General features: G+C 75.2%; 23 protein-coding genes. 5 read left to right on the top strand and 18 right to left on the bottom strand.

What is annotated here, in order from left to right; translation table 11 throughout:
• Positions 1-51: 51 nt before the first annotated feature.
• The 7 genes from BMY88_RS13595 to mftF form a co-directional block, all read right to left on the bottom strand.
• Positions 52-1,062: an SRPBCC family protein gene (locus BMY88_RS13595; protein ID WP_091944174.1), complete on the bottom strand. Its 1,011-nt coding sequence runs from the start codon at positions 1,060-1,062 to the stop codon at positions 52-54.
• 98 nt (positions 1,063-1,160) lie between these two features.
• Entirely contained in the window at positions 1,161-2,018 is an 858-nt protein-coding gene (locus tag BMY88_RS13590; RefSeq protein WP_091944171.1) for an FAD binding domain-containing protein, read from the bottom strand.
• Positions 2,015-4,507 (bottom strand): xanthine dehydrogenase family protein molybdopterin-binding subunit, encoded by a 2,493-nt coding sequence (locus tag BMY88_RS13585; protein ID WP_091944168.1) that lies wholly within the window; start codon positions 4,505-4,507, stop codon positions 2,015-2,017. The genes BMY88_RS13590 and BMY88_RS13585 overlap by 4 nt, the downstream gene beginning before the upstream one ends.
• Complete coding sequence (locus BMY88_RS13580) at positions 4,504-4,992, bottom strand: (2Fe-2S)-binding protein (protein ID WP_170861104.1); 489 nt, start codon at positions 4,990-4,992, stop codon at positions 4,504-4,506. Before BMY88_RS13580 ends, BMY88_RS13585 begins: the two co-directional genes overlap by 4 nt.
• A 157-nt stretch (positions 4,993-5,149) precedes the next feature.
• Positions 5,150-6,421 (bottom strand): MFS transporter, encoded by a 1,272-nt coding sequence (locus tag BMY88_RS13575; RefSeq protein ID WP_244524681.1) that lies wholly within the window; start codon positions 6,419-6,421, stop codon positions 5,150-5,152.
• A 75-nt stretch (positions 6,422-6,496) separates the two neighbouring features.
• Positions 6,497-7,807, bottom strand: a complete 1,311-nt coding sequence (locus BMY88_RS13570; protein WP_091944163.1) for a GAF domain-containing protein — start codon at positions 7,805-7,807, stop codon at positions 6,497-6,499.
• An 80-nt stretch (positions 7,808-7,887) separates the two neighbouring features.
• Entirely contained in the window at positions 7,888-9,270 is a 1,383-nt protein-coding gene (gene mftF / locus BMY88_RS13565) for a mycofactocin biosynthesis glycosyltransferase MftF (RefSeq protein ID WP_244524680.1), read from the bottom strand.
• Positions 9,271-9,483: 213 nt separating this feature from the next.
• Here mftF and BMY88_RS13560 point away from each other — a divergent pair, with 213 nt between their 5' ends.
• A complete protein-coding gene (locus tag BMY88_RS13560) occupies positions 9,484-10,491 on the top strand; it encodes an iron-siderophore ABC transporter substrate-binding protein (RefSeq protein ID WP_091944158.1) in 1,008 nt (335 codons plus the stop codon).
• Between the two features lie 112 nt (positions 10,492-10,603).
• Here BMY88_RS13560 and mftE read toward each other — a convergent pair whose 3' ends face one another.
• A complete protein-coding gene (gene mftE, locus BMY88_RS13555) occupies positions 10,604-11,299 on the bottom strand; it encodes a mycofactocin biosynthesis peptidyl-dipeptidase MftE (RefSeq protein ID WP_091944155.1) in 696 nt (231 codons plus the stop codon).
• A 90-nt stretch (positions 11,300-11,389) separates the two neighbouring features.
• A complete protein-coding gene (locus BMY88_RS13550; protein WP_170861103.1) occupies positions 11,390-12,700 on the bottom strand; it encodes a multidrug effflux MFS transporter in 1,311 nt (436 codons plus the stop codon).
• Between the two features lie 221 nt (positions 12,701-12,921).
• Here BMY88_RS13550 and BMY88_RS13545 point away from each other — a divergent pair, with 221 nt between their 5' ends.
• Positions 12,922-13,401 (top strand): pyridoxamine 5'-phosphate oxidase family protein, encoded by a 480-nt coding sequence (locus BMY88_RS13545; RefSeq protein WP_091944152.1) that lies wholly within the window; start codon positions 12,922-12,924, stop codon positions 13,399-13,401.
• A 38-nt stretch (positions 13,402-13,439) separates the two neighbouring features.
• Here BMY88_RS13545 and BMY88_RS13540 read toward each other — a convergent pair whose 3' ends face one another.
• From BMY88_RS13540 to mftA, 5 genes are all read right to left on the bottom strand, one after another.
• On the bottom strand, positions 13,440-14,273 hold the full coding sequence (locus tag BMY88_RS13540) for a mycofactocin-coupled SDR family oxidoreductase (protein WP_091944149.1): 834 nt from the start codon (positions 14,271-14,273) through the stop codon (positions 13,440-13,442).
• A gap of 10 nt (positions 14,274-14,283) precedes the next feature.
• Positions 14,284-15,099 carry a mycofactocin-coupled SDR family oxidoreductase gene (locus tag BMY88_RS13535; protein ID WP_091944146.1) on the bottom strand — a complete coding sequence of 272 codons (816 nt, stop codon included), beginning with the start codon at positions 15,097-15,099 and terminating at the stop codon, positions 14,284-14,286.
• Between the two features lie 117 nt (positions 15,100-15,216).
• Positions 15,217-16,455 (bottom strand): mycofactocin radical SAM maturase, encoded by a 1,239-nt coding sequence (gene mftC, locus BMY88_RS13530; protein ID WP_091944143.1) that lies wholly within the window; start codon positions 16,453-16,455, stop codon positions 15,217-15,219.
• Positions 16,452-16,775 carry a mycofactocin biosynthesis chaperone MftB gene (gene mftB / locus BMY88_RS13525; RefSeq protein WP_091944140.1) on the bottom strand — a complete coding sequence of 108 codons (324 nt, stop codon included), beginning with the start codon at positions 16,773-16,775 and terminating at the stop codon, positions 16,452-16,454. Before mftB ends, mftC begins: the two co-directional genes overlap by 4 nt.
• Before the next feature lie 10 nt (positions 16,776-16,785).
• Positions 16,786-16,905, bottom strand: a complete 120-nt coding sequence (mftA, locus tag BMY88_RS13520) for a mycofactocin precursor MftA (RefSeq protein WP_091944137.1) — start codon at positions 16,903-16,905, stop codon at positions 16,786-16,788.
• A 127-nt stretch (positions 16,906-17,032) separates the two neighbouring features.
• Between mftA and mftR the strand changes: the two genes are divergently transcribed.
• Positions 17,033-17,638: a mycofactocin system transcriptional regulator MftR gene (mftR, locus tag BMY88_RS13515; RefSeq protein WP_091944134.1), complete on the top strand. Its 606-nt coding sequence runs from the start codon at positions 17,033-17,035 to the stop codon at positions 17,636-17,638.
• Positions 17,639-17,800: 162 nt separating this feature from the next.
• Here mftR and BMY88_RS13510 read toward each other — a convergent pair whose 3' ends face one another.
• From BMY88_RS13510 to BMY88_RS13500, 3 genes are all read right to left on the bottom strand, one after another.
• Complete coding sequence (locus BMY88_RS13510) at positions 17,801-19,018, bottom strand: cysteine desulfurase-like protein (RefSeq protein ID WP_091944680.1); 1,218 nt, start codon at positions 19,016-19,018, stop codon at positions 17,801-17,803.
• 139 nt (positions 19,019-19,157) lie between these two features.
• Positions 19,158-19,361, bottom strand: coding sequence for a hypothetical protein (locus BMY88_RS13505; RefSeq protein ID WP_091944130.1), 204 nt, complete (start codon positions 19,359-19,361; stop codon positions 19,158-19,160).
• Positions 19,362-19,396: 35 nt separating this feature from the next.
• The gene (locus tag BMY88_RS13500; protein ID WP_091944127.1) at positions 19,397-20,809 is read right to left on the bottom strand and encodes a bifunctional 3-(3-hydroxy-phenyl)propionate/3-hydroxycinnamic acid hydroxylase; all 1,413 of its coding nucleotides are present in this window, start codon (positions 20,807-20,809) and stop codon (positions 19,397-19,399) included.
• A gap of 157 nt (positions 20,810-20,966) precedes the next feature.
• Between BMY88_RS13500 and BMY88_RS13495 the strand changes: the two genes are divergently transcribed.
• Positions 20,967-22,094, top strand: coding sequence for an NDMA-dependent alcohol dehydrogenase (locus tag BMY88_RS13495; RefSeq protein WP_091944123.1), 1,128 nt, complete (start codon positions 20,967-20,969; stop codon positions 22,092-22,094).
• 62 nt (positions 22,095-22,156) lie between these two features.
• Here BMY88_RS13495 and BMY88_RS13490 read toward each other — a convergent pair whose 3' ends face one another.
• Positions 22,157-23,857, bottom strand: coding sequence for an AMP-binding protein (locus tag BMY88_RS13490; protein WP_091944120.1), 1,701 nt, complete (start codon positions 23,855-23,857; stop codon positions 22,157-22,159).
• A 148-nt stretch (positions 23,858-24,005) separates the two neighbouring features.
• On the opposite strand from BMY88_RS13490, the gene BMY88_RS13485 reads away from it, so the two are divergent.
• Complete coding sequence (locus BMY88_RS13485) at positions 24,006-24,875, top strand: LuxR C-terminal-related transcriptional regulator (RefSeq protein ID WP_244524679.1); 870 nt, start codon at positions 24,006-24,008, stop codon at positions 24,873-24,875.
• Positions 24,876-24,892: the final 17 nt, after the last annotated feature.

The following is a 24,892-nucleotide window of genomic DNA, read 5'->3' as shown; positions in this document are numbered from 1 at the left end:
CGGAGTCGCTCGGTGCCGGTTCCCGGCACCGAGCGACTCCGATCGGTACGACTAGCGGCGGCGGCGCCGACGGCGGCGCAGGACGATGCCGAGGACGAGCAGCAGCGCGGCCACCCCGGCCAGCGGCTGGGCGTAGCGGGTCAGCGCCGCTCCGCCGGCGACCTCGAGCAGGTCGATCGGCTCGGGCTCGGCGACCGGCGGCCGCACCGTGGACGGCGAGCTCTTCGCCGGGGCGCCGGTGGCCGGCCGCGCGGGCGGGGCGCTGGGGCCCGACGGCGGGCCGCTCGGCCGGCCGCCGGACACGCCTGCCGCCGGGGCTGACGTCGCCGCGGCAGGCGCAGCGCCGGCCACAGCGGCGGGCGCCGTGTCGGTCGCCGCGGGGGCCGCCTTCTTCGCCGGCGCCTTCTTGGCCGGGGCCCGGCCGCCGGCACCGGTCGCGTCGGTGGCCGCTGCCGCGGTCTTCTTCGCCGCCGTGCCGGCCTTGCGGGCGGTCTCGGCGGCCGCGGTGTCCCCCGGCGTCTGCTCGACCGAGGCGGCCACCTCCTCGGCGGCGCCGCTCACCGTGGCCGCGGCCGTCGCCGCGGCGCTCTCGGCGCGGTCGGCGTCGCCCTGCGCGTCGCCCTCGCCGAGCTGGGCGGCGAGCTTGTCGGCGAACTGCCCGAGCAGCTTGTTGCCGACGTCGGTCATCACGCCGCGGCCGAACTGCGCCGGTCGGCCGGTGATGTTGAGGTCGGTGAGGACGTCGACCCGGGTGACCGAGCCCTCGGCCGCGAGCGTCGCCGTGACGACGGCGGCGGCCGTGCCGTTGCCGCGCTGGTCCTTGCCCCGGGCGTCGATGACCGCGCGGTGGGCGGCCTCGTCCTTCTCCACGAACGACGCCTTGCCCTGGTAGGTCAGGTTGATCGGGCCGAGCTTGACCTTGACCCGGCCGGTGAAGTCGTCACCCGTGACGGAGTCCAGCGCCGCGCCGGGCATGCACGGCGCGATCCGCTCGATGTCCAGCAGCACCCGCCAGGCCTCGTCGATCGGAACCGGGACGGTGAACGAGTTCTCCAGCTGCACGGGTGCGACCTCCTGATGGTGGACGGCTCGGCCGGCCCGTCCGGAGGAGGACGGACCGGCCGAGCCGGTGGAACGCGGGTACCGGGTTGTGTCGAACGCTACAGCCCGGCGGCTGCCGAGACCGCTCTCCGGGTGAGCACCTGGGCCAGGTGCTCACGGTAGTCCGCCTGGGCGTTGAGGTCGCTGCTCGGACTCGTGCCCTCGGCGGCCGACCGCGCCGCGTCGGCGATGGCCTCGGCGGTGACCGCCGCCCCGGCCAGGGCCGCCTCGGTGGCCCGCGCCCGCAGCGGGGTCGGGCCCATGTTGGTCAGCCCGATCCGCGCCTCCGCGATGTGCCCGTTCTCCCGGCGCACCGCCGCGGCCACCGCCACGATCGACCAGGCCTGCGCCACCCGGTTGAACTTCTCGTAGCGCACCCCCCACGAGCCGGTCAGCTTCGGGACGCGGATCTCGACGAGCAGTTCCCCCTCCTCCAGCGCGGTGGTGAGGTAGTCGACGAAGAAGTCCGAGGCGCCGACGGTCCGCCGTCCGTTCGGGCCGGCGAGGACGAACTCGGCGTCCAGCGCCAGCGCCACCGCCGGCAGGTCGCCGGCCGGGTCCGCGTGGGCCAGCGCCCCGCCGAAGGTGCCCCGGTGGCGCACCTGCCGGTCGGCCACCGTCTCCGTCGCCTCGGCGATCAGGGGGGCGTGCTGCGCGATCAGCGGGTCGGTGATCACGTCGTGGTGCGTGGTCATCGCGCCGATGACGAGGACGTCCCCCTCCTCGCGCACCCCGCGCAGTTCCGTCACCCGCGTCAGGTCCACGACGGTCTCCGGCGCGGCCAGCCGCAGCCGCATGACGGGGATGAGCGACTGCCCGCCGGCGAGGATCTTGACGTCCTCGCCGCCGGCGGCGATCGCCTGCAGCGCCTCGTCGACCGTCGTCGGCCGCTCGTAGGCGAAGGGTGCGGGGATCATCGGTCGCCTCCCAGCTCCGACGCCGGCGTGGCGACGCCCGCGGTGGACTCGGTCTGCGCTCCGCCGTAGGCGTTGGTGCCGGCGGTCGCGCGCGCCCCGCCGTCCCCGCCGGTGCGGATCGCCCGCCAGACCCGTTCGGGTGTCAGCGGCATCAGGATGTCGGAGACGCCGAGGTGCCGGACGGCGTCCAGCGCGGCGTTCACGACCGCCGGCGTGCTGGCGATGCAGCCGGCCTCGCCCACACCCTTGGCGCCGATCGGGTTGCCCGGGGCCGCGTGCACCGTGGTGGCGGTGTCGAAGTGCGGCAGGTCCGCGGCCGTCGGCACCAGGTAGTCGACGAAGGAGCCCGTCGTCAGGTTGCCGTCGGCGTCGTAGACCGCCTCCTCGTACAGCGCCTGCGCGATGCCCTGGGCCAGGCCGCCGTGGATCTGCCCCTCGACGATCAGCGGGTTCACGATCGTGCCGACGTCGTCGACACAGGCGTACTTGCGGATCTTCACCATGCCGGTGTCGGTGTCGACCTCCATCGCGCACAGGTGGGTGCCGTGCGGGAAGGAGAAGTTGACCGGGTCGAAGGTGGCCTCCGCGTCGATCGAGGGCTCGATGTCCTCCGGGTAGTTGTGCGCGGCGAACACCGCCAGCGCGATCTCCTGGATGCCCACCGTGGCGCCCGGCGTTCCGCGGACGGCGAACTTCCCGTCGGCGAACTCCAGGTCGTCCTCGCTGGCCTCCAGCAGGTGCGCGGCGACCTTGCGGGCCTTGGCGACCACCTTCTCCGCGGCCTTCACCACGGCCGTGCCACCGACCACCAGGGAGCGGGACCCGTAGGTGTCCATGCCCCGCGGCGAGATGGCGGTGTCGCCGTGCAGCACCTCGACGTCCTCGAACGGCACGCCCAGCTGGTCGGCGACCAGCTGGCTCCACGCCGTCTCGTGGCCCTGGCCGTGCGGCGTGGAACCGGTGACGACCTCGACCTTGCCGGTGGGCAGCATCCGGATCGACGCCGACTCCCACCCGCCCGCCCCGTAGGAGAGCGAGCCGAGCACCCGGGAGGGGGCCAGCCCGCACATCTCGGTGAAGGTGGAGAAGCCGATGCCCAGCTGCACCGGGTCACCGGACTCCCGGCGGCGCTTCTGCTCCGCGCGCAGCTCGTCGTAGCCGAGCAGCTCGAGCGCCTCCCGGGTGGCCTGCTCGTAGTCGCCGCTGTCGTACTCGAGGCCGGCGACCGTCGTGAAGGGGAACTCGTCGGCCTGGATCCAGTTCTTCCGCCGCAGCTCCAGCGGGTCCATGCCCAGCTCGACGGCGAGCTCGTCCATGATCCGCTCGACGGCGAACGTCGCCTCCGGCCGGCCGGCGCCGCGGTAGGCGTCGGTGGGCACCTTGTTGGTGAAGACGCCGTCGCATTCGAAGCGGTAGGCCGGGAACTTGTAGATGCCGGGGAACATGAACGCGCCCAGCGCGGGCACGCCGGGCGTGATGAGCCGCAGGTAGGCGCCCATGTCGGCCAGCAGGCGCACCCGCAGGCCCTTCACGTTGCCCTGGCGGTCGCTGGCGATGTCGATGAACTGCACCTGCCCGCGGCCGTGGTGGGCGGCCATCAGCGACTCGCTGCGGGTCTCGGTCCACTTCACCGGCTTGCCGAGGCGGCGGGCCAGCAGGAGGCAGAGGATCTCCTCCGGGTTGACCTGGAGCTTGCCGCCGAAGCCGCCGCCGACGTCGGGCGCGATCACCCGCAGCTTGTGCTCGGGGATGCCGGTGACCATCGCGGCCATGACCCGCAGGACGTGCGGGACCTGGGTGGCCGACCACATCGTGTAGTTCTCGCCCTGGGGCTGGACGACGACCGACCGCGGCTCCATGAACGCCGGGATCAGCCGCTGCTGCACGAACCGCCGGCTGACCACGACCTCGGCGTCGGCGAAGGCCTGCTCGGTGTCGGCGCCCGTGCCGGCGTCGCCTGCGTCGAAGACGAAGTGGTAGCTGGTGTTGGACGCCAGCTGGTCGTGGACCAGGCCCGAACCGTCGGCCACCGCCTCCTCCAGGTCGAGGACGGGCGGCAGCAGGTCGTAGTCCACGTCGACGAGCTCGACGGCGTCCGTCGCGGCGGCCTTCGACCGGCCGACGACGATCGCGACGGCCTCGCCGACGTGGTTGACCTGGTCGACGGCGATCGACGGGTGGCCGGGGTTCACCATGTCGGGCGTGACCGGCCAGGCGCAGGGGATGGAGCCCTGCTCTTCGGCCAGGTCGCGGCCGGTGAACACGGCGACGACGTTGGGTGCCTGCTGAGCAGCGCTGACGTCGACGGCCGTGATCCGGGCGTGCGCGACGGGGCTGCGCACCACGGCCAGGTGCAGCATCCCGGGCAGGACCATGTTGTCGGTCCAGGTCGTCCGGCCGGTGATCAGCCGGGCGTCCTCCTTGCGGCGGCGGGGCTGACCGACCTCCTTGGCCGGTGCGACCGCGGCGGCGTCCTCGGTGACGGTCATGCCTGGCCTCCTGTCGCGCCCGACATCTCGCCGGCGGCCTGCTGCACCGCGCGGACGATGTTCTGGTAGCCGGTGCACCGGCAGAGGTTGCCCTCGATGCCCTCGCGGATCTCGGTCTCGCTCGGGCTCGGGTTCTCCTTGAGCAGGTCGATCGAGGCCATGATCATCCCGGGGGTGCAGTAGCCGCACTGCAGCCCGTGCATCTCGTGGAAGGCCTTCTGCACCGGGTGCAGGGCGCCGTCCCCTCCGGCGATGCCCTCGATGGTGGTGATCTCGCTGCCGTCGGCCTGGACGGCGAAGACGGTGCACGACTTCACGGCCTCGCCGTCCAGGTGGACGGTGCAGGCACCGCAGTTGCTGGTGTCGCAGCCGACGACGGTGCCGACCTTGCCCAGCGTCTCGCGCAGGTAGTGCACCAGCAGGGTCCGCGGTTCGACGTCGTCGCTGTACGACGCCCCGTCCACCCGCACGTTGATCGACGTCATGCGCATCCTCCGCTTCGTTGCAGATCCCGACGCCACGCCGGCTCGGCCGGGCGCTGGTCGGAGTCTGTCAACGGGGGAGTGACTCAGGCCACACTAAGTTCGCGCGGTCGCGGCCGAAGGGCTGCGTGGACGACGTCCGCCCAGGTCAGCGGACGGATCAGGACGTTGCAGCGGGGTTGCACTCGAGGACGGGACGCCGGGCCGCGGCGACGGACCGCGTCTCCCGGCGCTGCAGGAGCGCCGACCAGCCGAGGGCGAGCAACCCGACGACGGCCAGCCCCGCGCCCACCAGCGAGGGCGCGGTGTAGCCGGCCCCGGCGGCGATGACCAGGCCGCCGAGCCACGCGCCGAGGGCGTTGGCGGCGTTGAGCGCCGAGTGGTTGAGCGCGGCGCCGAGCATCCGGGCCTCGGCGGCGACCGCCATCAGCCGCAGCTGCAGGCAGACGACGAGCACCGAGGCGGCGACGGCCACCAGGAACACCACGAGGAACAGGGTGGCGCCGGTCGTCGTGGCGGCGGGCACGAGCGCCAGCAGCACGCCCATGCCGACGACGGCGCCGAGCAGCGAGCGGAACAGCGCGACGTCGGCGAGCCGGCCGCCCATCACCGTGCCCGCGACGCCGCCCACCCCGTAGGCGAACAGGACCCACGGGACCGCGCCCCGGGAGAGCCCGGTGGCCTCGGTGGCCAGCGGCGCGACGTAGCTGTAGAGGGCGAACATGCCGCCGAACCCGACGACGCCGACGGCGAGGGTGAGCAGCACCTGCGGACGGCGCAGCGCCCCGAGCTCGGTGGCGATCGACGCGCCGGGTGCGGCCGGCACCCGGGGCACGGCGGTCGCGACGGCCGCGAGGGTCGCCACCGCGAGGACGACGACGGCCCAGTACGCCGACCGCCACCCCAGGTGCTGGCCCAGCCAGGTGGCCGCCGGCACCCCCGCGACGGTGGCGACCGACAGGCCGAGCATCACCGAGCTGACCGCCCGGCCCCGCTGCTCGGGAGCGACGAGGGAGGCGGCCACCAGGGAGGCGACGCCGAAGTAGGCGCCGTGCGGCAGGCCGCTGACGAAGCGGGCGAGCAGCAGGGCGCCGTTGCCGTCGGCGGTCGCGCTGAGCACGTTGCCGGCGAGGAAGGCCACCATGAGGCCGAGGAGCAGCCCGCGCCGGGGCAGCCGCGCGCCCAGGGCGGCGATCACGGGCGCGCCGACGACGACGCCGAGCGCGTAGGCGGAGATCACGTGGCCGGCGGTCGGGATGTCCACGCCGACGCCGTCGGCGATGTCGGGGAGCAGGCCCATCGTGACGAACTCGGTGGTGCCGATGGCGAACCCGCCCATGGCCAGCGCGACGATCGCGACGACGACCCGGCGGCGGCGGTCGGGCGACGTCCGGGAGGCGGGTGGAACGGACACGTCGACGGCTGCACTCACGTGCACAGGCCAATGCCGGCGGACCCGGCGCGCATTCCCCCAGGCGCGTCCCTGTGGCGAGCGTCAAGTGGCGGGTCAGGTGGCGAGGTCGCCCCGGCGGAGCCGGCCCAGGTGCGCGGCGACCGCCGCCTGTCGCGCGGAGCCGGGCGGCAGCACCTCCCGGCAGGCCTGCCAGACCGCCACGTCGGCCCGGGCCTCCGGCAGGCGGCTGTAGCGCAGCAGCAGCTCGGGACGGCGGCCCGTGAGCACCGCCCGCCGCAGCCGGTGGGCCAGCCGCTCGCGCGCCGCGGCCACGCCGGGAGCGGTCGAGCGGGGCAGCACCGCGCCGGGGTAGCGCTCCAGGGCGTCGGCGACCGCGCCCAGGTCCAGCAGCCGGCGCACCCGGTCGAGGTCGGTGTCCAGCCGGCCCAGCAGCCGGTAGGGCCGCGAGCCGATCAGGTGGGCGCCGACCAGCCGGCGCAGCCGGGAGAGCTCGGCCCGGACGGTCACCCCGGCCGTGTCGCCGCGGTGGCACTCGGCGGCCAGCTGCTCCGCCGTCCGCCCCTCGCCGGCGGCGGCCGCCTCGGCCAGCAGCAGGAGCAGCTCGGAGTGGCGCAGCGACAGCTGCACCGGCCCCGACGGCAGCACCAGGCGGGCGCGGTCGCGGCCGAGGACCTCCAGCCGCGGCGCGGGCCGGGCCGCCGCGGGGGGCGGGGCGGGCCGGGTCTCCAGGTCGGCGCGGTGCAGCCACCGCAGCTCGGCCTCGACGGCGGCGGCCGTGGCCCGGACCAGCGTCAGCATCTGCGGGCTGGCCACGTGGTCGCCGCCGGTGACGTCGATCGCGCCGAGCAGCTCGCCCGTGACGGGGGAGTGCACCGGGGCGGCCGAGCAGCTCCACGACTGCACCGGGCGGCGGTAGTGCTCCCCGCCGTAGAACTGCACGGCGTGGTCGAGGGCCAGCGCCGTGCCGGGGGCGTTCGTGCCGGCGACGTCCTCGGCCCAGCGGGCGCCCTCGACGAAGTTCATCCCGGCGGCGCGGCTGCGCAGGCGGGGGTCGCCCTCCACCCAGAGCATCCGGCCGGCGGCGTCGGTGACCGCGACGATCATCCGGTCGTCCTCGGCGTCCTCCACCAGCAGCCGCCGGATCACCGGCAGGACCGGCGCCAGGGGATGCGCCGCCCGGTAGGCCTCGAGGTCGTCGTCGAGGAGGTCGACCGGCGGCGCCACGCCGTCGGGGTCGACGCCGTTGCCCAGGCTGCGCCGCCAGGACTCCCAGACGACGCTGCGCACCTGCCGCGGCGGCCCGGCCGACGACGTCACCAGCGCCTCGTGGGCGGCCCGCAGCCGGCGGGCCAGCGCCGGGTCGGGCCGCCCCTCGGGCAGCGCGAGCCACGGGGACGCGGTCACCGTCTCGCACCCGGGCAGTGGCTCATGTCACGGCCATGGTCCCCGGTCCGGCGGCCGGGCACCAGAGCAGCGGTCGCAGGTCAGATCCGCGGCGGGCGCGCGGGCAGCAACGCCCGGCCGCTGCGCACCCGCAGCGCCCCCGCCCAGAGGCCCGCGCCGTACGCGAGGTCCTCGGCCCGGCGCGCGGCCACGAAGGTTCCCGGCCCCACCGCGCGCCGGTGCGGCCACCAGGCGGCGAGCCCGTCGGCGACCGCGATCCCGGCCACCAGGACCCGCACCCGGCGGGAGAGCAGGGCGCCCGCGACCGCCACCGGCCAGTGGTGCCGGGTGGCCGCGCGGGCCAGCGTGCGCGTCGCCGTCGCCGTTCCGCGCAGCACCAGCCCGGCGGCGAGCGCGGTCGGCGGCCGGCCACCGGGCGGCGTCATCCGCCGGGCCAGCCGCACGGTCGCGCCGGCCAGCACGCCGGCCGCGGCGACGCGCCCCGGCGCCCGCCCGGCCAGCGCGAGCGCGAGCGCGGCCCCCGCCCAGCCGGTGACGACGACCGGCGCCACCGCCGCCCCGTGCCGCTGGGCCAGCAGGGCCGCACCCGTGCCGTAGAACGCCCGCCGGCGCAGCCACGACCCCACCGACGCCGGGTGCTCGTGGGCGACCTCCGCCGCCGGCTCGTAGCGCACCCGCCACCCCGCGGCGAGCAGCCGCCAGACCAGGTCGACGTCCTCGGCGACCCGCATCGACTCGTCGAAGCCGTCGCCGAGCGCCTCCCGGCGGGCCAGCAGCGCGGCGCTGGGCACGTAGGAGACCGCGGCCAGCGGCCGGACGGCGGCCGGACGGGGTCCCATGTCCAGCGCGCTGACCGCGGCCTCGTAGGCGGCCAGCCCCCGGGCCGGGGCGTGCAGGGCCACCACCCGGGGTGCCACGAGCGCCAGGCGCGGATCGCCCAGGTGCCGGCGCAGCGGGGACAGCCATCCGGCGCGGGGCACGCAGTCGGAGTCGAGGAAGGCGACCAGCGGGGTGCGCGCGGCCCGCAGGCCCCGGTTGCGGGCGGCGGCCGGGCCGAGGGAGGTCTCCTCCCGCAGCACCTGCGCCCCGCCCGCGGCGGCGACCGCGGCCAGGGCGGCGGGATCGGCCGAGCCGTCGTCCACCACGAGGACGGGCAGGGCGGCGGTGGCCGGGTCGGCGCGGAGGGCGGCCAGCAGGCGGGCGACACCGGCGGCCCGGTCCCGGACCGGGACGACGACGGTGACCGCCGTCCCGGGGTCGGGGAGGACGGCCGGGTCGGGATGGGCGATGCCGCTGTCCAGCAGCCGGCCCGCCAGCGCCGCCGACGCCGCGTCCACCACCGCCAGCCGGTCCCCGGCCAGCAGCTCGACCGCGCGCGGGCGCAGGCGCAGCAGCCGGGACGGCGAGCCGCCGAGCAGCGCCGTCCCGCCGTCGCGGCGGCGCACCCCCGCGTCCAGCCGCACGGTCCATCCGTCCGGCAGCCGGCCGGCCGGGGCGGCGGGGACGTTCAGGCGCCGCCGCCGGGCACGCGGGCGCTCGCGACCACCCGCAGCGGCGGGCATCCGACGACCAGCCACCCCTCGGGACGCACCCGCCGAGCCTAGCGACGCCCGTGATCCCCCCGTGACCGGCCGATGGTTAGGTGAGCCTTCCCTTTCCTTCGTCGAGGAGTACGCATGTCGTTCCGCACCCCCACCCGCGCGGCCGCCCTCGTGGCCGCCGCCGCCCTCGTCCTCACCGCGTGCGGCGACGACGACGACACGCAGTCGGGCGGCGGCGACGGGGGCTCGGCGTCGTCGTCCGGCTCCTTCCCCGTCACGATCGAGACGGCGTTCGGCGACGTGACCATCGACGAGGAGCCGACCCGCGTCGTCGCGCTCGGCTGGTCCGACGCCGAGACGGCGCTCGCGCTGGGGGTCGAGCCGGTCGGTGCCACCGACTGGCTCGGCGTCGGCGGCGACGACGGGCTGGGCGACTGGGTCGAGGTGACCTACGCCGAGGACCCGGAGCTCGTCGACACGCTGGAGCCCAGCGCCGAGGCGATCGCGGCCCTGGAGCCCGACCTCATCCTCGACACCCGCTCCGACGGGACGCAGGAGCGCTACGACCTGCTGAGCCGGATCGCACCGACCATCGGCCAGCCCGAGGGCGTGGGGCCGTACCAGACCACCTGGCAGCAGCAGCTGGAACTCGTGGGCCGGGCGCTGGGCCGCGCCGAGGAGGCCGGGCAGCTGCAGGCCGACCTCGAGCAGCGGATCGCCGACGCCGAGGCCGGGCACCCGGAGTTCGCCGGGGTCGAGGTCGCCGTCGCCGCCTACACGTCCGAGGGCTTCGGCGCCTACGTCCGCGGCGACGGTCGGGTCGACTTCATGGAGGCGCTGGGCTTCGTGAACGCGCCGGCGGTCCAGGCCGAGGCCGGGTCGAACTTCTTCATCCCGGTCAGCGACGAGCAGGTGTCCCTGCTGGACTCCGGCCTCACCGTCGTCTTCCCGATCTCCGTCGAGGTCGGCGACATCACCGGCAACCCGCTGTGGGGCACGCTGGCGTCGGTCCGGGAGAACCGCGCCATCGTCCTCGAGGACCCGAACCTGGCCAACGCCTTCTCCGCCGCCTCGGTCGCCGGCATCACCTACGCCCTGGACAGCGCCGTGCCGCTGTTCGCGACGGCGCTCGCCGCCGGCTGAGCCCGCTCTCGGCACGACGATGATCAGGTGACCTGATCGCCGAGCGTCCTCCCTCACCTCCTGCGGTGAGGGAGGACACTCTCGGATCAGGTGAGCTGATCGTGGCCTCAGCTCAGTCCCGGAGCCGGCCCGAGACGTCGACCCGCCACGCTCCGGCCGCCGCGACCAGCCGGTCGGCGAGGCCGGCCAGCAACTCCGCACCCTCCGCGGCGCTGGCCCCCGCCGGGTCGCCCAGGACGCCGTTCGGGCTCACCGGCGCTACCCCCTCGGCGCGCAACCGGGGCAGGAGCTCCGCGAGGGGCGTCGTGTCCCCCGCCTCCGCCCGTGACCCCAGCACCCACTCGGGTTCCACGTGCAACATCAGCGACGTCTCGGTCCGGCCGGCGTGGGCGTCCCCGCCGGGCACCCCGCAGGGCCACCAGGCGACGTCGCGCCCCTCCGACCGCAGCAGCGCCCCGGCGGAGCGCAGCGCGTCCAGGTTGCCGCCGTTGCCGTTCACCAGCAGCACCCGCCCCGCCCAGCGGCAGGCCGACCGGCCGTACTCGACCAGCAGCCCCGTGAGCGCCTCGGTGCCCAGCGAGATCGTGCCCGGGAAGCCCTCGTGCTCGCCGCTGGCGCCGTAGGCCAGTGCAGGGGCCAGCAGCGCCGAGTCGATCCGGTCCACGGCCGCGTCGGCGACCGCCCCGGCGACGGCCGTGTCGGTGAGCAGCGGCAGGTGCGGCCCGTGCTGCTCCACCGCACCCAGCGGCACCAGCAGCAGCGCCGACTCGGGCAGGTCCGGCCAGGTCGCGGCCGCGAGAGAACGCACCGCGGAAGCCTAGTGACGCCGCCCGACGGCGGCCCCGGTGCAGGGACCCGCCGCGAGCTCGCGAGTGGCGGGGGGCACCGGGGCCCGTTTTCAGTGGGCGACGACGAACGCGGCGTCCTCGTCGTCGGAGGGGTCGGGCAGCTGCCACGGCCGCACCATCGTGACGAGGACGACGAGCGAGAGCACCATCGCCACGACCACGATCACGCCCATCGCGAGCGCGTCGTTGCCCAGGACGCCCACCATCGGGGCCACCGCGGCGCCGACGACGAACTGCACCGCGCCGAGCAGGGCGGCGGCGGTGCCGGCCGCCTCGCCGTGCCGGGAGAGCGCCAGCGCCGGGGCGTTGGGGAGCCCGAGCCCGGCGAAGAACAGCACGACCCACATCGGCAGGGCCACGGCCCAGATGCTGCCCGTGTCGAGCACCGCCAGGACGACCAGTGCGACGCCCGCGACCGCCCCGCCGACCGTCGAGGCCAGCAGGATCTGCCCGGTCGCCCAGCGCTTCAGGAACACCGGGTTGAGCTGCGTGGCCACGATCAGCCAGATCGCGCCGGCGCCGAACAGGAGCCCGAACTCCTGCTCGTCGAGGCCGAACTCGTCCTGGTAGACGAAGGCCGCGCCCGAGACGTAGCTGAACAGCCCGGCGATGACGAGGCCGCCGACCAGCACGAGCCCGACGAACACCCGGTCGCCGAACAGCCCCCGGTAGCTGCGCAGCGTGCTGCGCACGCCCACCGGCACGCGGCGTTCCACGGGCAGGGTCTCGCGCAGGACGAACCAGCCGACGACGACGAGCAGCAGCCCGAACGCCGCGAGGATGACGAAGACCCCGCGCCAGGTGGTGAACCGCAGCACCTCGCCGCCCAGCGTCGGCGCCAGCACCGGGAACGCGCCGATGACCAGCATGATCCGCGAGATCATCGTGGCCGCGGCCCGGCCGTCGTAGAGGTCGCGGATCACCGCCATCGCGATGACCATCCCCGCCGCCACGCCGACGCCCTGCAGCACCCGCAGGGCCCCGAGCACGGCGACGTTGGGGGCGACGAGCACCAGCAGCGAGGCGACGACGTGCAGCGCCGTGCCGAGCAGCAGCGGGTTGCGCCGGCCGACCGCGTCCGAGAGCGGGCCGATGACGATCTGGCCCAGGCCCATCCCGACGAGGGTGCCGGTGAGCGTGAGCTGCACCGCCGACGACGTCGTCATCAGGTCGTCGGCGACCGTCGGCAGGGCCGGCAGGTACATGTCGATGGTGAGCGGGCCCAGCGCGACGAACGCGCCGAGCGTGAGCGCGGTGCGGGCCATGCCGGGCGGCGCGGGGGCCGGGCCGACGGCGGGGGCCGGGCCGGCGGGGTCCGCCGTGGCCGTGGCCGTGGTCGGCCGGTCGTGCGTCGTGGTCACGCGAGCGCTCCTGGGTCCGGTTCGTTCCCCGGGGGCGCTGCGCTCCCGGCTCGTTGGGGGCCAAGGGGACGAACGGCCCCGGCATTCCCGACTGCCGCGCGTCGCTGCGCAGTTTCTCGTATGCCTTTCGGTTGCCCCCTCTTGGTACCCGCTCCGAGCCCGCGTGTCACGCACCCCCCGGCGGGGCACCGCCGGCACGGACCATCGACGGAAGGACGCGCATGAGCACCGAGGACACCCGCAGGGTCGCCGAACTGATCAGGGGCGAACGTTTCGGCTTCCTCACCACGACGACACCGACGGGCACGCTGACCAGCCGCCCGATGACGCTGCAGGAGGTCGACTTCGACGGCGACCTGTGGTTCTTCGCCGAGCGCGGGGCGGAGTGGCTCGACCACGTCCGCGTCTCACCGCAGGTCAACGTCGGCGTCGGCTCCGGCGGCACGTGGGTGTCGCTGACCGGGCAGGCCACGGTGGTGGACGACGTGGCGAAGAAGAAGGACCTGTGGAACGGCGGGGTGGAGGCGTGGCTGCCCCAGGGCCCGGAGGACCCCTCCGTCGTCCTCGTGCGGGTCGACGGCGACACCGCGGAGTACTGGGACAGCCCCGGCGGCCGCCTCGCCACCGCCTTCAGCTTCGTGAAGGCCAAGGCCACCGGCGAGCGGATCGACTCGGGCGAGAACGCGGTCGTCGACCTCTGATCGCTCCGGGGGCGGCGTACCCGCGCCGCCCCCGCGGCCTACTTGACGGTGTACCCCGCGTCGACCGGCAGCGTGACGCCGGTGATGTAGCGGGCCTCGTCGGAGACGAGGAAGAGCACCGCGTTGCTGATGTCGCGCGGCTCCACCCACGGCACCGGCAGCGCGTTGGTCGACCGGAAGATCGGCTCGGCGCCCTCCCGCGTCGGGTTCGGGTTCTCCGGGTCGAACAGCCCCCAGGTCTTGGGATTCATGATCATCTGGGTGTCGACGCCGGTGGGGTGCACGGAGTTGACGCGGATGGACTGCGCGGCGAACTCGTTGGCCAGCGTCCGCATGATCCCGACGACGCCGTGCTTGGCCGCCGTGTAGTGGACCGTGTTCGGCGTCCCCTTCAGCCCCGCGGTGGAACTGGTCAGCACGATCGACCCGCCCCCGGCCTCGATCAGGTGCGGCAGCCCCGCCCGGCAGGTGTTCCAGACGCCGGTGAGGTTGATGTCGATCATCTCCCGCCACGCGTCGTCGCCGACCTCGAGCGCGGGCTGGATCTCGAAGACACCGGCGTTGGCCAGCACGATGTCCAGCCGCCCCAGCTGCGCGACGCCCTCGGCGACGGCCGCCTCCAGCGCGCCCCGATCGCGGACGTCGGCCTTGGTCGCGACGATCCGCCGGTCCAGCGCCTCCACCTGCCGGACGGTCTCGGCCAGGTCCTCCTCCGTGGCGGGCGGGTACATCTCGATCGTGGGGATCGGCCCGCAGAGGTCGACGGCGATGACGTCGGCGCCCTCCTCCGCCAGCCGGAGCGCGTGGCTGCGCCCCTGGCCGCGGGCCGCCCCGGTGATGAACGCGACCTTGCCCTGCACCCGCCCGGCCACGGCCCCTCCCCTACTTGGCGGTGAAGCCGGCGTCGACCGGCAGTGTCACGCCGGTGACGTACCGGGCGTCGTCGCTGACGAGCCAGACGATCGCGTTGCTGATGTCGACCGCCTCGAGCATCTCCACCGGCATCAGGTTGGTCATCGCCCCGGCGACGGTCGGGTCCTCCGCCAGCCACTTCTGCATGAAGTCGTTGACGACCATCGGGGTGTTCACCCCGGTCGGGTGGACGGTGTTCACCCGGATTCCCTGCGGCCCCAGTGTCATGGCGTAGGAGCGCATGAGACCGACGACGCCGTGCTTGGCGGCCGTGTAGCCCTGCCCGCCCGGGGAGTCCCCGCCGATCCCCTTCAGGCCCGCGGTGGAGCTGGTGATCACGATCGCCCCGCCGTCGCCCTGCTCGACGAGCACCGGGGCCGTCGCCCGCAGCGTGTTCCAGACCCCGGTCAGGTTGACGTCCACGACGTCGGCGAACGCCCGGGCCGGGTCGTCGTCGGCACCCATCGGCGCGATGCCGGCGTTGGCCAGGACGATGTCCAGCCGGCCCAGCTGGGCCACGCCGTCGGCGACGGCCCGCTCCAGGGCGCCCAGGTCGCGGACGTCGGCCCGGCTGGCCACGATCCGCCGGTCCAGCGCCTCGACCTCCCGGACCGTCTGCTCCAGGTCCTCCGGGGTGGCCATCGGGTAGGGCACCGAGTCGATCTGCGCGCAGATGTCGACGGCGACGATGTCGGCCCCCTCCTGAGCGAGCCGGACCGCGTGGCTGCGCCCCTGACCTCGTGCGGCGCCGGTGATGAACGCGACCTTGCCCTCGAGCTTGCCCATGCGGCGCCTCCTGCTCAGCAACCCGTGACCTGGATCACACGCTAGGCGCGGGCCCGAACGACGTCCACCCCCGCCCGGCGGTGCCGGACGGGGGTGAGGACGTGCGGGGAGGGCCGGTCAGGCCATCCCGGCCAGCGGCGACTCGTCGCAGAGCTTGGCCGGGATCGACGGGAAGCCCAGAAGGGTGGGCTGGCCGCGCACCGGACCGCTGTGCGAGTGGTCGATGTGGCTCTTCGGCGCGACGCGCTCGCTGTCGCGGGCCGCCAGGGCGCTCTCCCCGTACCCCTGCACGCACTCGGGGTCGGGGCCGTCCAGGGGCAGGCCGGTGAAGAACTTCGCGGCCATGCACCCGCCCCGGCAGGCGTCGAAGTGGGCGCACTTGGTGCACGCGCCGCCGGTCTGCGGGCTGCGGAGGTCGGCGAAGAGCTCCGACTGCTGCCAGACCCGCTGGAAGCCGCCCTCGTCCCGGACGTTGCCGGCCAGGAAGTTCTCGTGGATGGCGAAGGGGCACGCGTACACGTCGCCGACCGGGTCGATCAGGCACACCACGCGGCCGGCGCCGCAGAGGTTGAGCCCCGGCAGGGCCTCGCCGAACGCCGACAGGTGGAAGAACGAGTCGCCGGTGAGCACGTTGTCGCCGTTGGCCAGCAGCCAGTTGTAGAGGTCCCGCTGCTGCGCCTGGGTGGGGTGCAGCTGGTCCCACACATCGGCCCCGCGGCCCGACGGGCGCAGCCGGGTGATCCGCAGCTGGGCGCCGAAGGAGTCGGTGAGCGCCTTGAACGCGTCGAGCTGCCCGGCGTTCTCCCGGGTGACGACGACCGAGACCTTGAAGTCCTTCATCCCGGCCTCGGCCAGGTTCTCCAGGGCCCGGGTGGCGGTGGCGAACGAGCCGGCGCCGCGGACGCGGTCGTTCACCTCGGCGGTGGCGCCGTCGAGGGAGATCTGCACGTCCACGTAGTCCGTGGCCGCGAGCTGCGCGGCGCGGGCCTTGTCGAGCTTGATGCCGTTGGTGGAGAACTTCACGCCGACCTGGTGGTCGATCGCGTAGTCCAGCAGGTGCCAGAAGTCCGGCCGCACGGTCGGCTCGCCGCCGCCGACGTTGACGTAGAAGACCTGCATGCGCTGCAGCTCGTCGATGACGCCCTCGGCCTCGGCGGTGGACAGCTCGCGCGGGTCGCGCCGCCCGGACGACGACAGGCAGTGCACGCACGCCAGGTTGCAGGCGTAGGTGAGCTCCCACGTCAGGCAGATCGGCGCGTCGAGGCCGTACTCGAACTGGTCGATCAGCCGGCCGCCGACGGGGCGGTCGGGGCGGACGGCCGGTGCGGCGGGACGGGAGGGGAGGACGGCGGTCATGCGGGCAGCTCCCTGCGTTCGATCATCTGCGAGCGGGCGAGGTCGGCCAGCGCCTTCACGTAGGCGGGACGCTGCGCCTCGGGGACCTCGCAGGCGGCGAGCGTCGCGTGCACGCTCGGGTGCTGCTCCAGCGCCTCGACGACGCTGACCAGCAGCTTCGACTTCAGGAACGACAGCTTGCGGTTCCCGAAGTGGTACACGAGCGCCCCGAACGGCTCCGGGCGCATCGCCACCGACCGGGCCCGCTGCCAGGCCAGATCGGGGTCGAACGCCCCTGCGGACTCGTCCCGGATCACGGCAGCGGGCTCGGCGGAGGTCACGAGGTCGGGCTCAGTAGACGCCGCACATGCCGTCGATGGAGACCTCTTCGACGAGGGTCTCCTCGACCAGCGCCTCCTCGGCAACGGCAGCGGTCTCGTTCTCGGTGCTGACGGTGACCTGCTCGGGCATGACGCCTCCTCGGGATGGGGAACCTGGGTCGCCTGCGAACGCTAGGTGACACCGGGTGCCACAGGCAACCGGGTGAAGACGACGAGCGCCGGTTCCCGCGACGGACCGACCGGTCCAGGATGGACGCGTGACCGCCGTCCCCACCGATCTGCGTGCCGACACCCGCGCGCGCCTCGAGCGCGTCGCCCTCGACCTCTTCGCCGCGGAGGGCTTCGAGCGGGTGACCGCCGACGAGATCGCCGAGGCGGCAGGGATCAGCCGGCGCACCTTCTTCCGCTGGTTCCCGACCAAGGCCGACGTCGTCTGGGGCGACTTCGCCGGGCACGTGGCGCGACTCGAGGCCCGGCTGGCCGCAACCGCGCCCGAGCAGCCCGTGCTCGCCTCGATCTGCGCCGCCTACCTCGAGGTCAACGACTACCCGCCGGAGCAGCTGCCGGTGCTGCGCCAGCGGATGCGGCTGATCCTCGGCGAGCCGGCGCTGCTGGCGCACTCCCAGCTGCGCTACGCCGAGGTCGACCGGGTGGTCGCCGCGCACGTCGCCCGTCGGACCGGTGTCGTCCCGACCGCCCTGGTGCCGCGGCTGGTCGCCACGAGCACCCGCGCCGCCGCGACCACGGCGTTCGAGGTGTGGCTCGCCGGCGGCACCCCGCTGGACGCCGGGCTGCGGCGGGCGTTCGACGAGCTGGCCGCCGGCTTCCCCGCCCTGCTGACGACGCACCGCCCCGGCCCCTGACCCCGGGCAATTCCGCGCTTCCGCCCCCGGGCAATTCCGCGCTTCCGCCCCGGGGCAATTCCGCGCTTCCGCCCCGGGGCAATTCCGCGCTTCCGCCCCCGGGGCAATTCCGCGCTTCCGCCCCGGGGCAATTCCGCGCTTCTGCACCGGCGGCGGGGGCGGTCAGGCGGCCAGCAGCTCGGTGAGCCCGGCGAGCAGGCGGCCGACGTCGTCGTCGCTGGTGTAGGGCGCCATGCCGATCCGCAGCCCGCCGGCGTCGCCGAGGCCGAGCCGCCGGGCCGGCTCGATCGCGTAGAAGGAGCCGGCCGGGGCGTTGACGTCCCGCTCGGCCAGCCCGCGGGACAGGTCGGCGGCCGGGTGCCCCTCGGCGGTGAGCAGCAGCGTCGGCGTCCGGTGCCGGGCCCGCGACCAGAGGGTGACGCCGGGCAGCTGCGCCAGGGCGTCCTCCACGCGCACCCGGAGCCGGTCCTCGTGCGCCTCGACGGCGGCCAGCCCCCGCTCGAGACTCGCCCGCCGGTCGCCGTCCGGCCCGCCGGAGCCGGATCCGCCCAGCCCGGCCAGGAAGTCGACGGCCGCCGTCGTCCCGGCGAGCAGCTCGTAGGGCAGGGTCCCCAGCTCGAACCGCTCGGGGACGGCGTCGGTGGAGGGCAGGAGCTTGTCCGGGTGCAGGGTCTCGAGCAGGGCCGGCGCGGCGATCACGCAGCCGAGGTGTGGACCGAGGAACTTGTACGGCGAGCAGGCGTAGAGGTCGGCCCCGAGGGCGGCGACGTCGACCGGCGCGTGCGCGGTCAGGTGCACGCCGTCCACGTAGGTCAGCGCCCCGGCGTCGCGCGCGAGGGCGGTGATCGCCGGGACGTCGGGCCGGGTGCCGATGAGGTTGGAGGCGCCCGTGACGGCGACCAGCCGCGTGCGCCCCGACAGCACCGCGGCGACGGCGGCGGGCTCCAGCTCCCCGGTCTCCGGGTCGAGGTCCGCCCAGCGGACCGTGGCCCCGCGGGCGGTCGCGGCCTGCACCCACGGCCGCACGTTGGCGTCGTGGTCGAGCCGGCTGACCACCACCTCGTCGCCGGGGCCCCAGCCGGCGGCGAGCGTGCGGGAGAGGTCGTAGGTCAGCTGGGTCATGCTGCGCCCGAGGACGACGCCTCCCGGGTCCCCGCCGACGAGGTCCGCCACCGCCGCCCGGGCGGCCACCACCACCGCGTCGGCGTTGCGCTCCGCGCGGGTGAGCCGGCCCCGATTGGCGATGGGGCTGGTCAGCGTGGCGGCGACCGCGGCCGCCACCTGTTCCGGCACCTGCGAGCCGCCGGGGCCGTCGAAGTGGGCGGCCCCGTCGCGGAGGGCGGGGAACGAGGACCGGACGGCGTCGACGTCGTAGCTCACGCCGTCCAGCATGCGCGGTGCCGACCGGGCGCGGGACTGACGGCGATATCGCCGTTCTGCCCCGTGCAGAATCGCTCTTCTGCACGGGGCAATTTCGCGCTTCTGCACGGGGCAGTTCCGCGCTTCCGCGCGGGGAGGCTCAGGTCCCGGCGACGTTGCCCAGTCCGCCGCCGCCGGCGAACTCGCTCGCGAGGGCCATCGGGTCGACGCCGAGCTCGTCGAGGACGCCCCTGTGCTCGTGGATGTCGACCTGGTCGGGCAGCTCACGATCGGCGCGCTCGGCGGCCGCGTCGTCGCCGCGGGTGCGGAGGAGGTCCAGGATCTGGGACTTGTCGGTCTGCATACCGGAACCCTTACCCGTGCCGGCCCGCTCCACCCTCACTCCGCGGATCGGATGATCCGGTCCGGCCGGACGACGACGCTGCGGGCGCTCCCGAGCCACCCGGCCAGGCCGCCGTCGACGTCGGTCACCTCGATCCGCCGCCCGGCCGCGTGCACCACCAGCCCGTTCCCCGCCCGCCCCAGCACCGCCGTGCCGGTGCCCAGGACGTCGTCGACCGGGCAGCGCCGCCCGTCGACGGCGACCTGCGCGCGCGGGAGCAGCGTGCCCGCCAGCCGCCGACCGGCCGGTCCGGAGCGCTCCACGAGCGGCCCCGGGCGCAGCGGCGGCGTGCGACTGTCGGTCGCGAGGGCCGCCGCCGCGGGGATCCGGGTGACGCCGGCGAGCACCCCCCGGCGCACGACACCGGCGGCCCGCCCACCCCCGGTCATCAGCGCGCCCAGTACCCCGGCCAGCCGGATCAGCGAGCGGGCATGGGGGGCGCGCTCGGCCTGGTGGGTGTCCAGCAGCGTGTCACCGGCCGCCCCGGCCAGGACGGCGGCGAGCTTCCAGGCGACCTGGTGCGCGTCGCGCAGCCCCAGCCCGAGGCCCTGCCCGATGAACGGCGGGGTGAGGTGGGCCGCGTCGCCGGCCAGCAGCACCCGCCCGGCGCGCCAGCGGTCGGCCACCTGCGCCCGGTAGACGTACTCGGAGCTGCGCAGCACCTGCGCCCGGTCGGCACCGAAGGGAGCGAGCAGGGAGGCCAGCGGGAGGTCCGCCGCGCGCTCGCCCGGCGCCAGGCGGGCCTCGAGGCGGTACCGGTCCCCCGCCACCGGCATGAACGTGGCCGCGCGGGCGGGGTCGCAGACCTGGTGCACGCCGGGCCAGACGGGCAGCGGGCCGTCGGCGCGGAGGTCGACGACCAGCCAGCGGTCGGCGCGGCCCAGGTCGCGCATCCGGGCGCCGATGAGCCGGCGCACCGTGCTGTTCGCGCCGTCGCAGCCGAGCACCGCGGACGCCGGGACGGACCGGTCCGCTCCGCGCACCGTGACCCCGTCGCCGTCCACCGCCAGGCCGGTCACCTCGGCCCCGACCTCCACCCGGACCAGCGGCTCGGCGTCGACCGCGGCCCGCAGCAGGTCCTCCAGGTCGGGCTGGTGGAACATCGACGCCTGCGGCCACCCGTGCCGGCCCGCGCCGGCGGCACGGCCGAACTCGGCCAGCACCCGGGCCCGCCCGTCGAGCAGGCGCAGCCCCCGCGCCGGGCGGCTGATCCGCAGGAACTCCTCGACCACACCGGCGTCGGCCAGCGCGCGCAGCGCCTCGTCGTCCAGGTGCACCGCCCGGGGCGAGCGGTACGGGGCGGGGTGCCGCTCCAGCACCAGCACCGGCAGCCCGCGGCGGGCCAGGAGCAGCGCCGCCGTCAGCCCCACCGGCCCGGCGCCGACCACGACCACCGGGGCACCGGACACCGGGTCAGTCTGCGCAACGCTGCACGACGTTGCACTGCCGGCGCCTCGGTTTGACGCCCCCGCCCTCCCTGCTGAGGCTGTGACGCGGAGCACTCCGCCGACGGCGGAGCTGCCGGAGCGCCCGTCGACGACGACGGGCCGGCGAGAGGACGACGACGTGAAGACCAAGGGCGCGCTGCTGTGGGGTGTCGGCGAGGAGTGGTCGATCGAGGAGATCGAGCTGGGTGACCCGCGCGAGGGCGAGGTCACGGTCCAGCTCGCCGCCTCCGGGTTGTGCCACAGCGACGAGCACCTCGTCACGGGTGGGACCCCGGTCGCGTTCTACCCGGTCCTCGGCGGGCACGAGGGCGCCGGCGTCGTCACCAAGGTGGGTCCGGGGGTGACCGGGCTGAAGGAGGGCGACCACGTGGTCACCGCCTTCATCCCCGCCTGCGGTCAGTGCCCGCCCTGCTCCAAGGGGATGCAGAACCTGTGCGACCTGGGCGCCAGCCTGCTCGCCGGGACGTCGATCTCCGACGGCAGCTACCGGGTGCAGGCCAAGGGCAAGGACGTCATCCCGATGTGCCTGCTCGGCACGTTCTCGCCCTACATCACCGTGCACGAGGCGTCGGTGGTGCGGATCGAGCCCGACATCCCGCTGGAGGTCGCCGCGCTGGTCGGCTGCGGGGTCACCACGGGCTGGGGCTCGGCGACCAAGGTGGCGAACGTCCGTCCCGGCGAGAACGTCGTCGTCATGGGCGTCGGCGGGGTCGGCATGAACGCCGTCCAGGGGGCGGCCGCCGCCGGCGCCAAGCGGGTGTTCGCGATCGACCCGGTGGCCCAGAAGCGCGAGTGGGCCATGGAGATGGGCGCCACGCACGCCTTCGCCAGCATCGAGGACGCCACGGCCGAGATCAACGAGCTCACGTGGGGCCGGATGGCCGAGAAGGTGATCATCACCGTCGGCGACATCCAGGGCGAGGACGTCGCGGCCGCGCTCAGCGTGACGGGCAAGGGCGGCCGCGCCGTCGTCACCGGCATGGGCAACGCGGCCAACATGGACGTCAAGCTCAACCTGTTCGAGCTGGCCCTGCTGCAGAAGGACCTGCAGGGCGCCATCTTCGGCGGCCTGTCCCCGCGGTCGGCGATCCCCGAGCTGCTCTCGCTCTACCAGGAGGGGCAGCTCAACCTGGACAGCCTGGTGACGACGAAGTACTCGCTGGAGGACGTCAACTCCGGCTACCAGGACATGCGCGACGGCAAGAACATCCGCGGGATGATCATCTACACCGACGCCGACCGCTGACCGGCCGGGGTGGGGCCCCACCCGGGCCCCACCCCGGGCCCCACCCCGGGCCCCACCGCGCGTCAGGCCCGCAGCTCGGGGAAGTCGCCGTCCGCGAACTCGGTGTCGCTGCCGGCCGGCGCCAGCTGCTCCTCGCGCTGCCGCAGCTCGACCCGGCGGATCTTCCCGGACACGGTCTTGGGCAGCTCCGCGAACTCCAGCCGGCGGACCCGTAGGTAGGGCGCGAGCCGGTCCCGGGTGTGCCGGAACAGCGCCAGGGCCGTGTCGGCGGTGGGCTCCCAGCCCGGCGCCAGCGTCACGTACGCCTTGGGAACGGCGGCCCGCACCGGGTCGGGCACCGGGACGACGGCGGCCTCCACGACGGCCGGGTGCTCGATGAGCACGCTCTCGAGCTCGAACGGGCTGATCTTGTAGTCGCTGGCCTTGAAGACGTCGTCGGTGCGCCCCACGTAGGTGATGTAGCCCTCCGCGTCGCGGGTCGCGACGTCGCCGGTGTGGTACCAGCCGCCGGCCATCGCCTCCGCGGCGCGCTCGGGATCGCCCTGGTAGCCGGTCATGAGGTTCAGCGGCCGCCGGGAGAGGTCGAGGCAGATCTCGCCGTCGTCGCCGGGCTGTCCGGTGACCGGGTCGACCAGCACGACCGGCACCCCCGGCAGCGCCCGGCCCATCGAGCCGGGCTTGACGACCGATCCCGGGGTGTTGCCCACCGCGGCCGTCGTCTCGGTCTGGCCGAAGCCGTCGCGCAGCGTCAGCCCCCAGTGCCGCTGCACCTGGTCGATGACCTCGGGGTTCAGCGGCTCCCCGGCCGCGAGCACCTCCCGCAGGGCGCCGGGCCCGCCGGAGAGGTCGGCCTGGATGAGCATCCGCCAGACCGTCGGCGGGGCGCAGAACGTGGTGACGTCCGCACCGCGGATGCGGTCGAGCATCGCCGCGGCGTCGAAGCGGCGGTAGTTGGCGAGGTACACGGTGGCCTCGGCCGCCCACGGCGCGAAGAAGCAGCTCCAGGCGTGCTTGGCCCAGCCGGGCGAGCTGATGTTCAGGTGCACGTCGCCGGGGCGCACGCCGAGCCAGTACATCGTCGACAGGTGGCCCACGGGATAGCTGACCTGGGTGTGCTCGACCAGCTTGGGCCGGCTGGTGGTGCCGCTGGTGAAGTACAGGAGCAGCGGGTCGGTGGCCGTCGTCCCCGGGTGCCCGAGCGGCTCGTCCGGCGCGGTGGCCGCCTCGGCGTAGGGCGCCCAGCCGGCGACGGCGTCCCCGACGACGATCCGCCCGTAGTCGCCGGGGACCTCGGCGAACTTGGCGGCGTCCGCGGCATTGGCGACGACGTGCCGCGCCCCGCCGCGGCCGATCCGGTCGGCGAGGTCCGCCGGGCCCAGCGCGGTGGTGGTCGGCATGATCACCGCGCCGAGCTTCATCACGGCGAGCATCGACTCCCACAGCTCGACCTGGTTGCCGAGCATGAGGACGACGCGGTCCCCCCGGCGCACCCCGCGGTCGCGCAGCCAGGCGGCGACCTGGTCGGAGCGGCGGGCCAGGGTGTCGAAGGACCAGCTGCCCTCGGTGCCGTCCTCCTCGCTGATCACCAGCCCCGGCCGGTCGACGCCGCGCGCGACGACGTCGAACCAGTCGACGGCCCAGCTGAACGGCCCGTCGACCTCCGGCCAGCGGAACTCGGCGACGGCCCGGGCGTGGTCTCCGCGGAGCGCCAGCAGCTGGTCGCGGGCGGCGCGGTAGCGGGCGGTGGCGGAGCTGTCGGACATGGGTGGAGGTCCCCTCTCGTCGTCGTCGGCATCCTGTGCCGAGGCCGGCGCCGGCCACCACCCCCGGTCGCGCCTGCCCGGCCCCTGCGGCGGCGGACCTGCGCTAGCGTGACCGGGGTCACAGACCGGCGTCCGGGAGGAGCAGCCCGTGTCCCTCCCGGCGACCGCCCGGCCCGACGACCGCGACGCGCTGCGCACGGCGGTCCGCGAGGTCTACGCCTCGTCGGGGATGGGCGTCGTCTTCGCGGGGCCGGTCCGCACCGCCCGCGGCGGTGCGGTGATCCGGATCGGCGAGCTGGTCGGCGCACGGACGACGCACCTGCGGGGCCTGGAGGTGCGCGCCGGCGCGGGGCTCGGCGGCCGCGTGCTCGCCGAGGCCCGGCCGGCGGGCGTGGAGGACTACTCGGGCTCACCGGACATCACGCACGAGTACGACGGGCCGGTGCTCGCCGAGGGGCTGTGCACCGTGGCCGCCGTCCCCGTGCTGGTGGCCGGTCGGCCCCGGGCCGTCCTCTACGCGGCCTCCCGCGAGCGCGGCTCGGTCGGCGACCGCGTGCGCGACGCCCTCGCCCGGTCCGCCCGGCGCATGGCCGCCGAGCTCGCGATCCGGGACGAGGTCGACCGCCGGGTGGCGCTGCTCGCGGCCGCCGCTCCCGGCCCCCGGGCGGACGGCGACCCGGCCCGCTGGGAGGAGGTCCGCGCCGTGCACGCCGACCTGCGGCTGGCCGCGCAGGACATCGCCGACGAGCCCCTCCGGCACCGGCTGCTCGAGGCCTGCACCCGGCTGGCCGCGCTGGGCACCGCCGCGCCGACGCCGGACCGGCCGCACCTGTCGGCGCGCGAGCTCGACGTGCTGGCGCAGGTGGCACTCGGCTGCAGCAACCGCGAGGTCGCCGGGCGGCTGTCGCTGCGCCCGGAGACCGTGAAGAGCTACCTGGGTGCCGCGATGACCAAGCTCGACGCGCACACCCGCCTGGAGGCGGTCGTCACCGCCCGGCGATGGGGGCTGCTGCCCTGAGGGTGGGCGGGGCCGGC

The organism is Trujillonella endophytica, assembly GCF_900110555.1.
GTDB lineage: Bacteria > Actinomycetota > Actinomycetes > Mycobacteriales > Geodermatophilaceae > Trujillonella > Trujillonella endophytica.
This window is presented reverse-complemented; position numbering and strand designations above follow the sequence as displayed.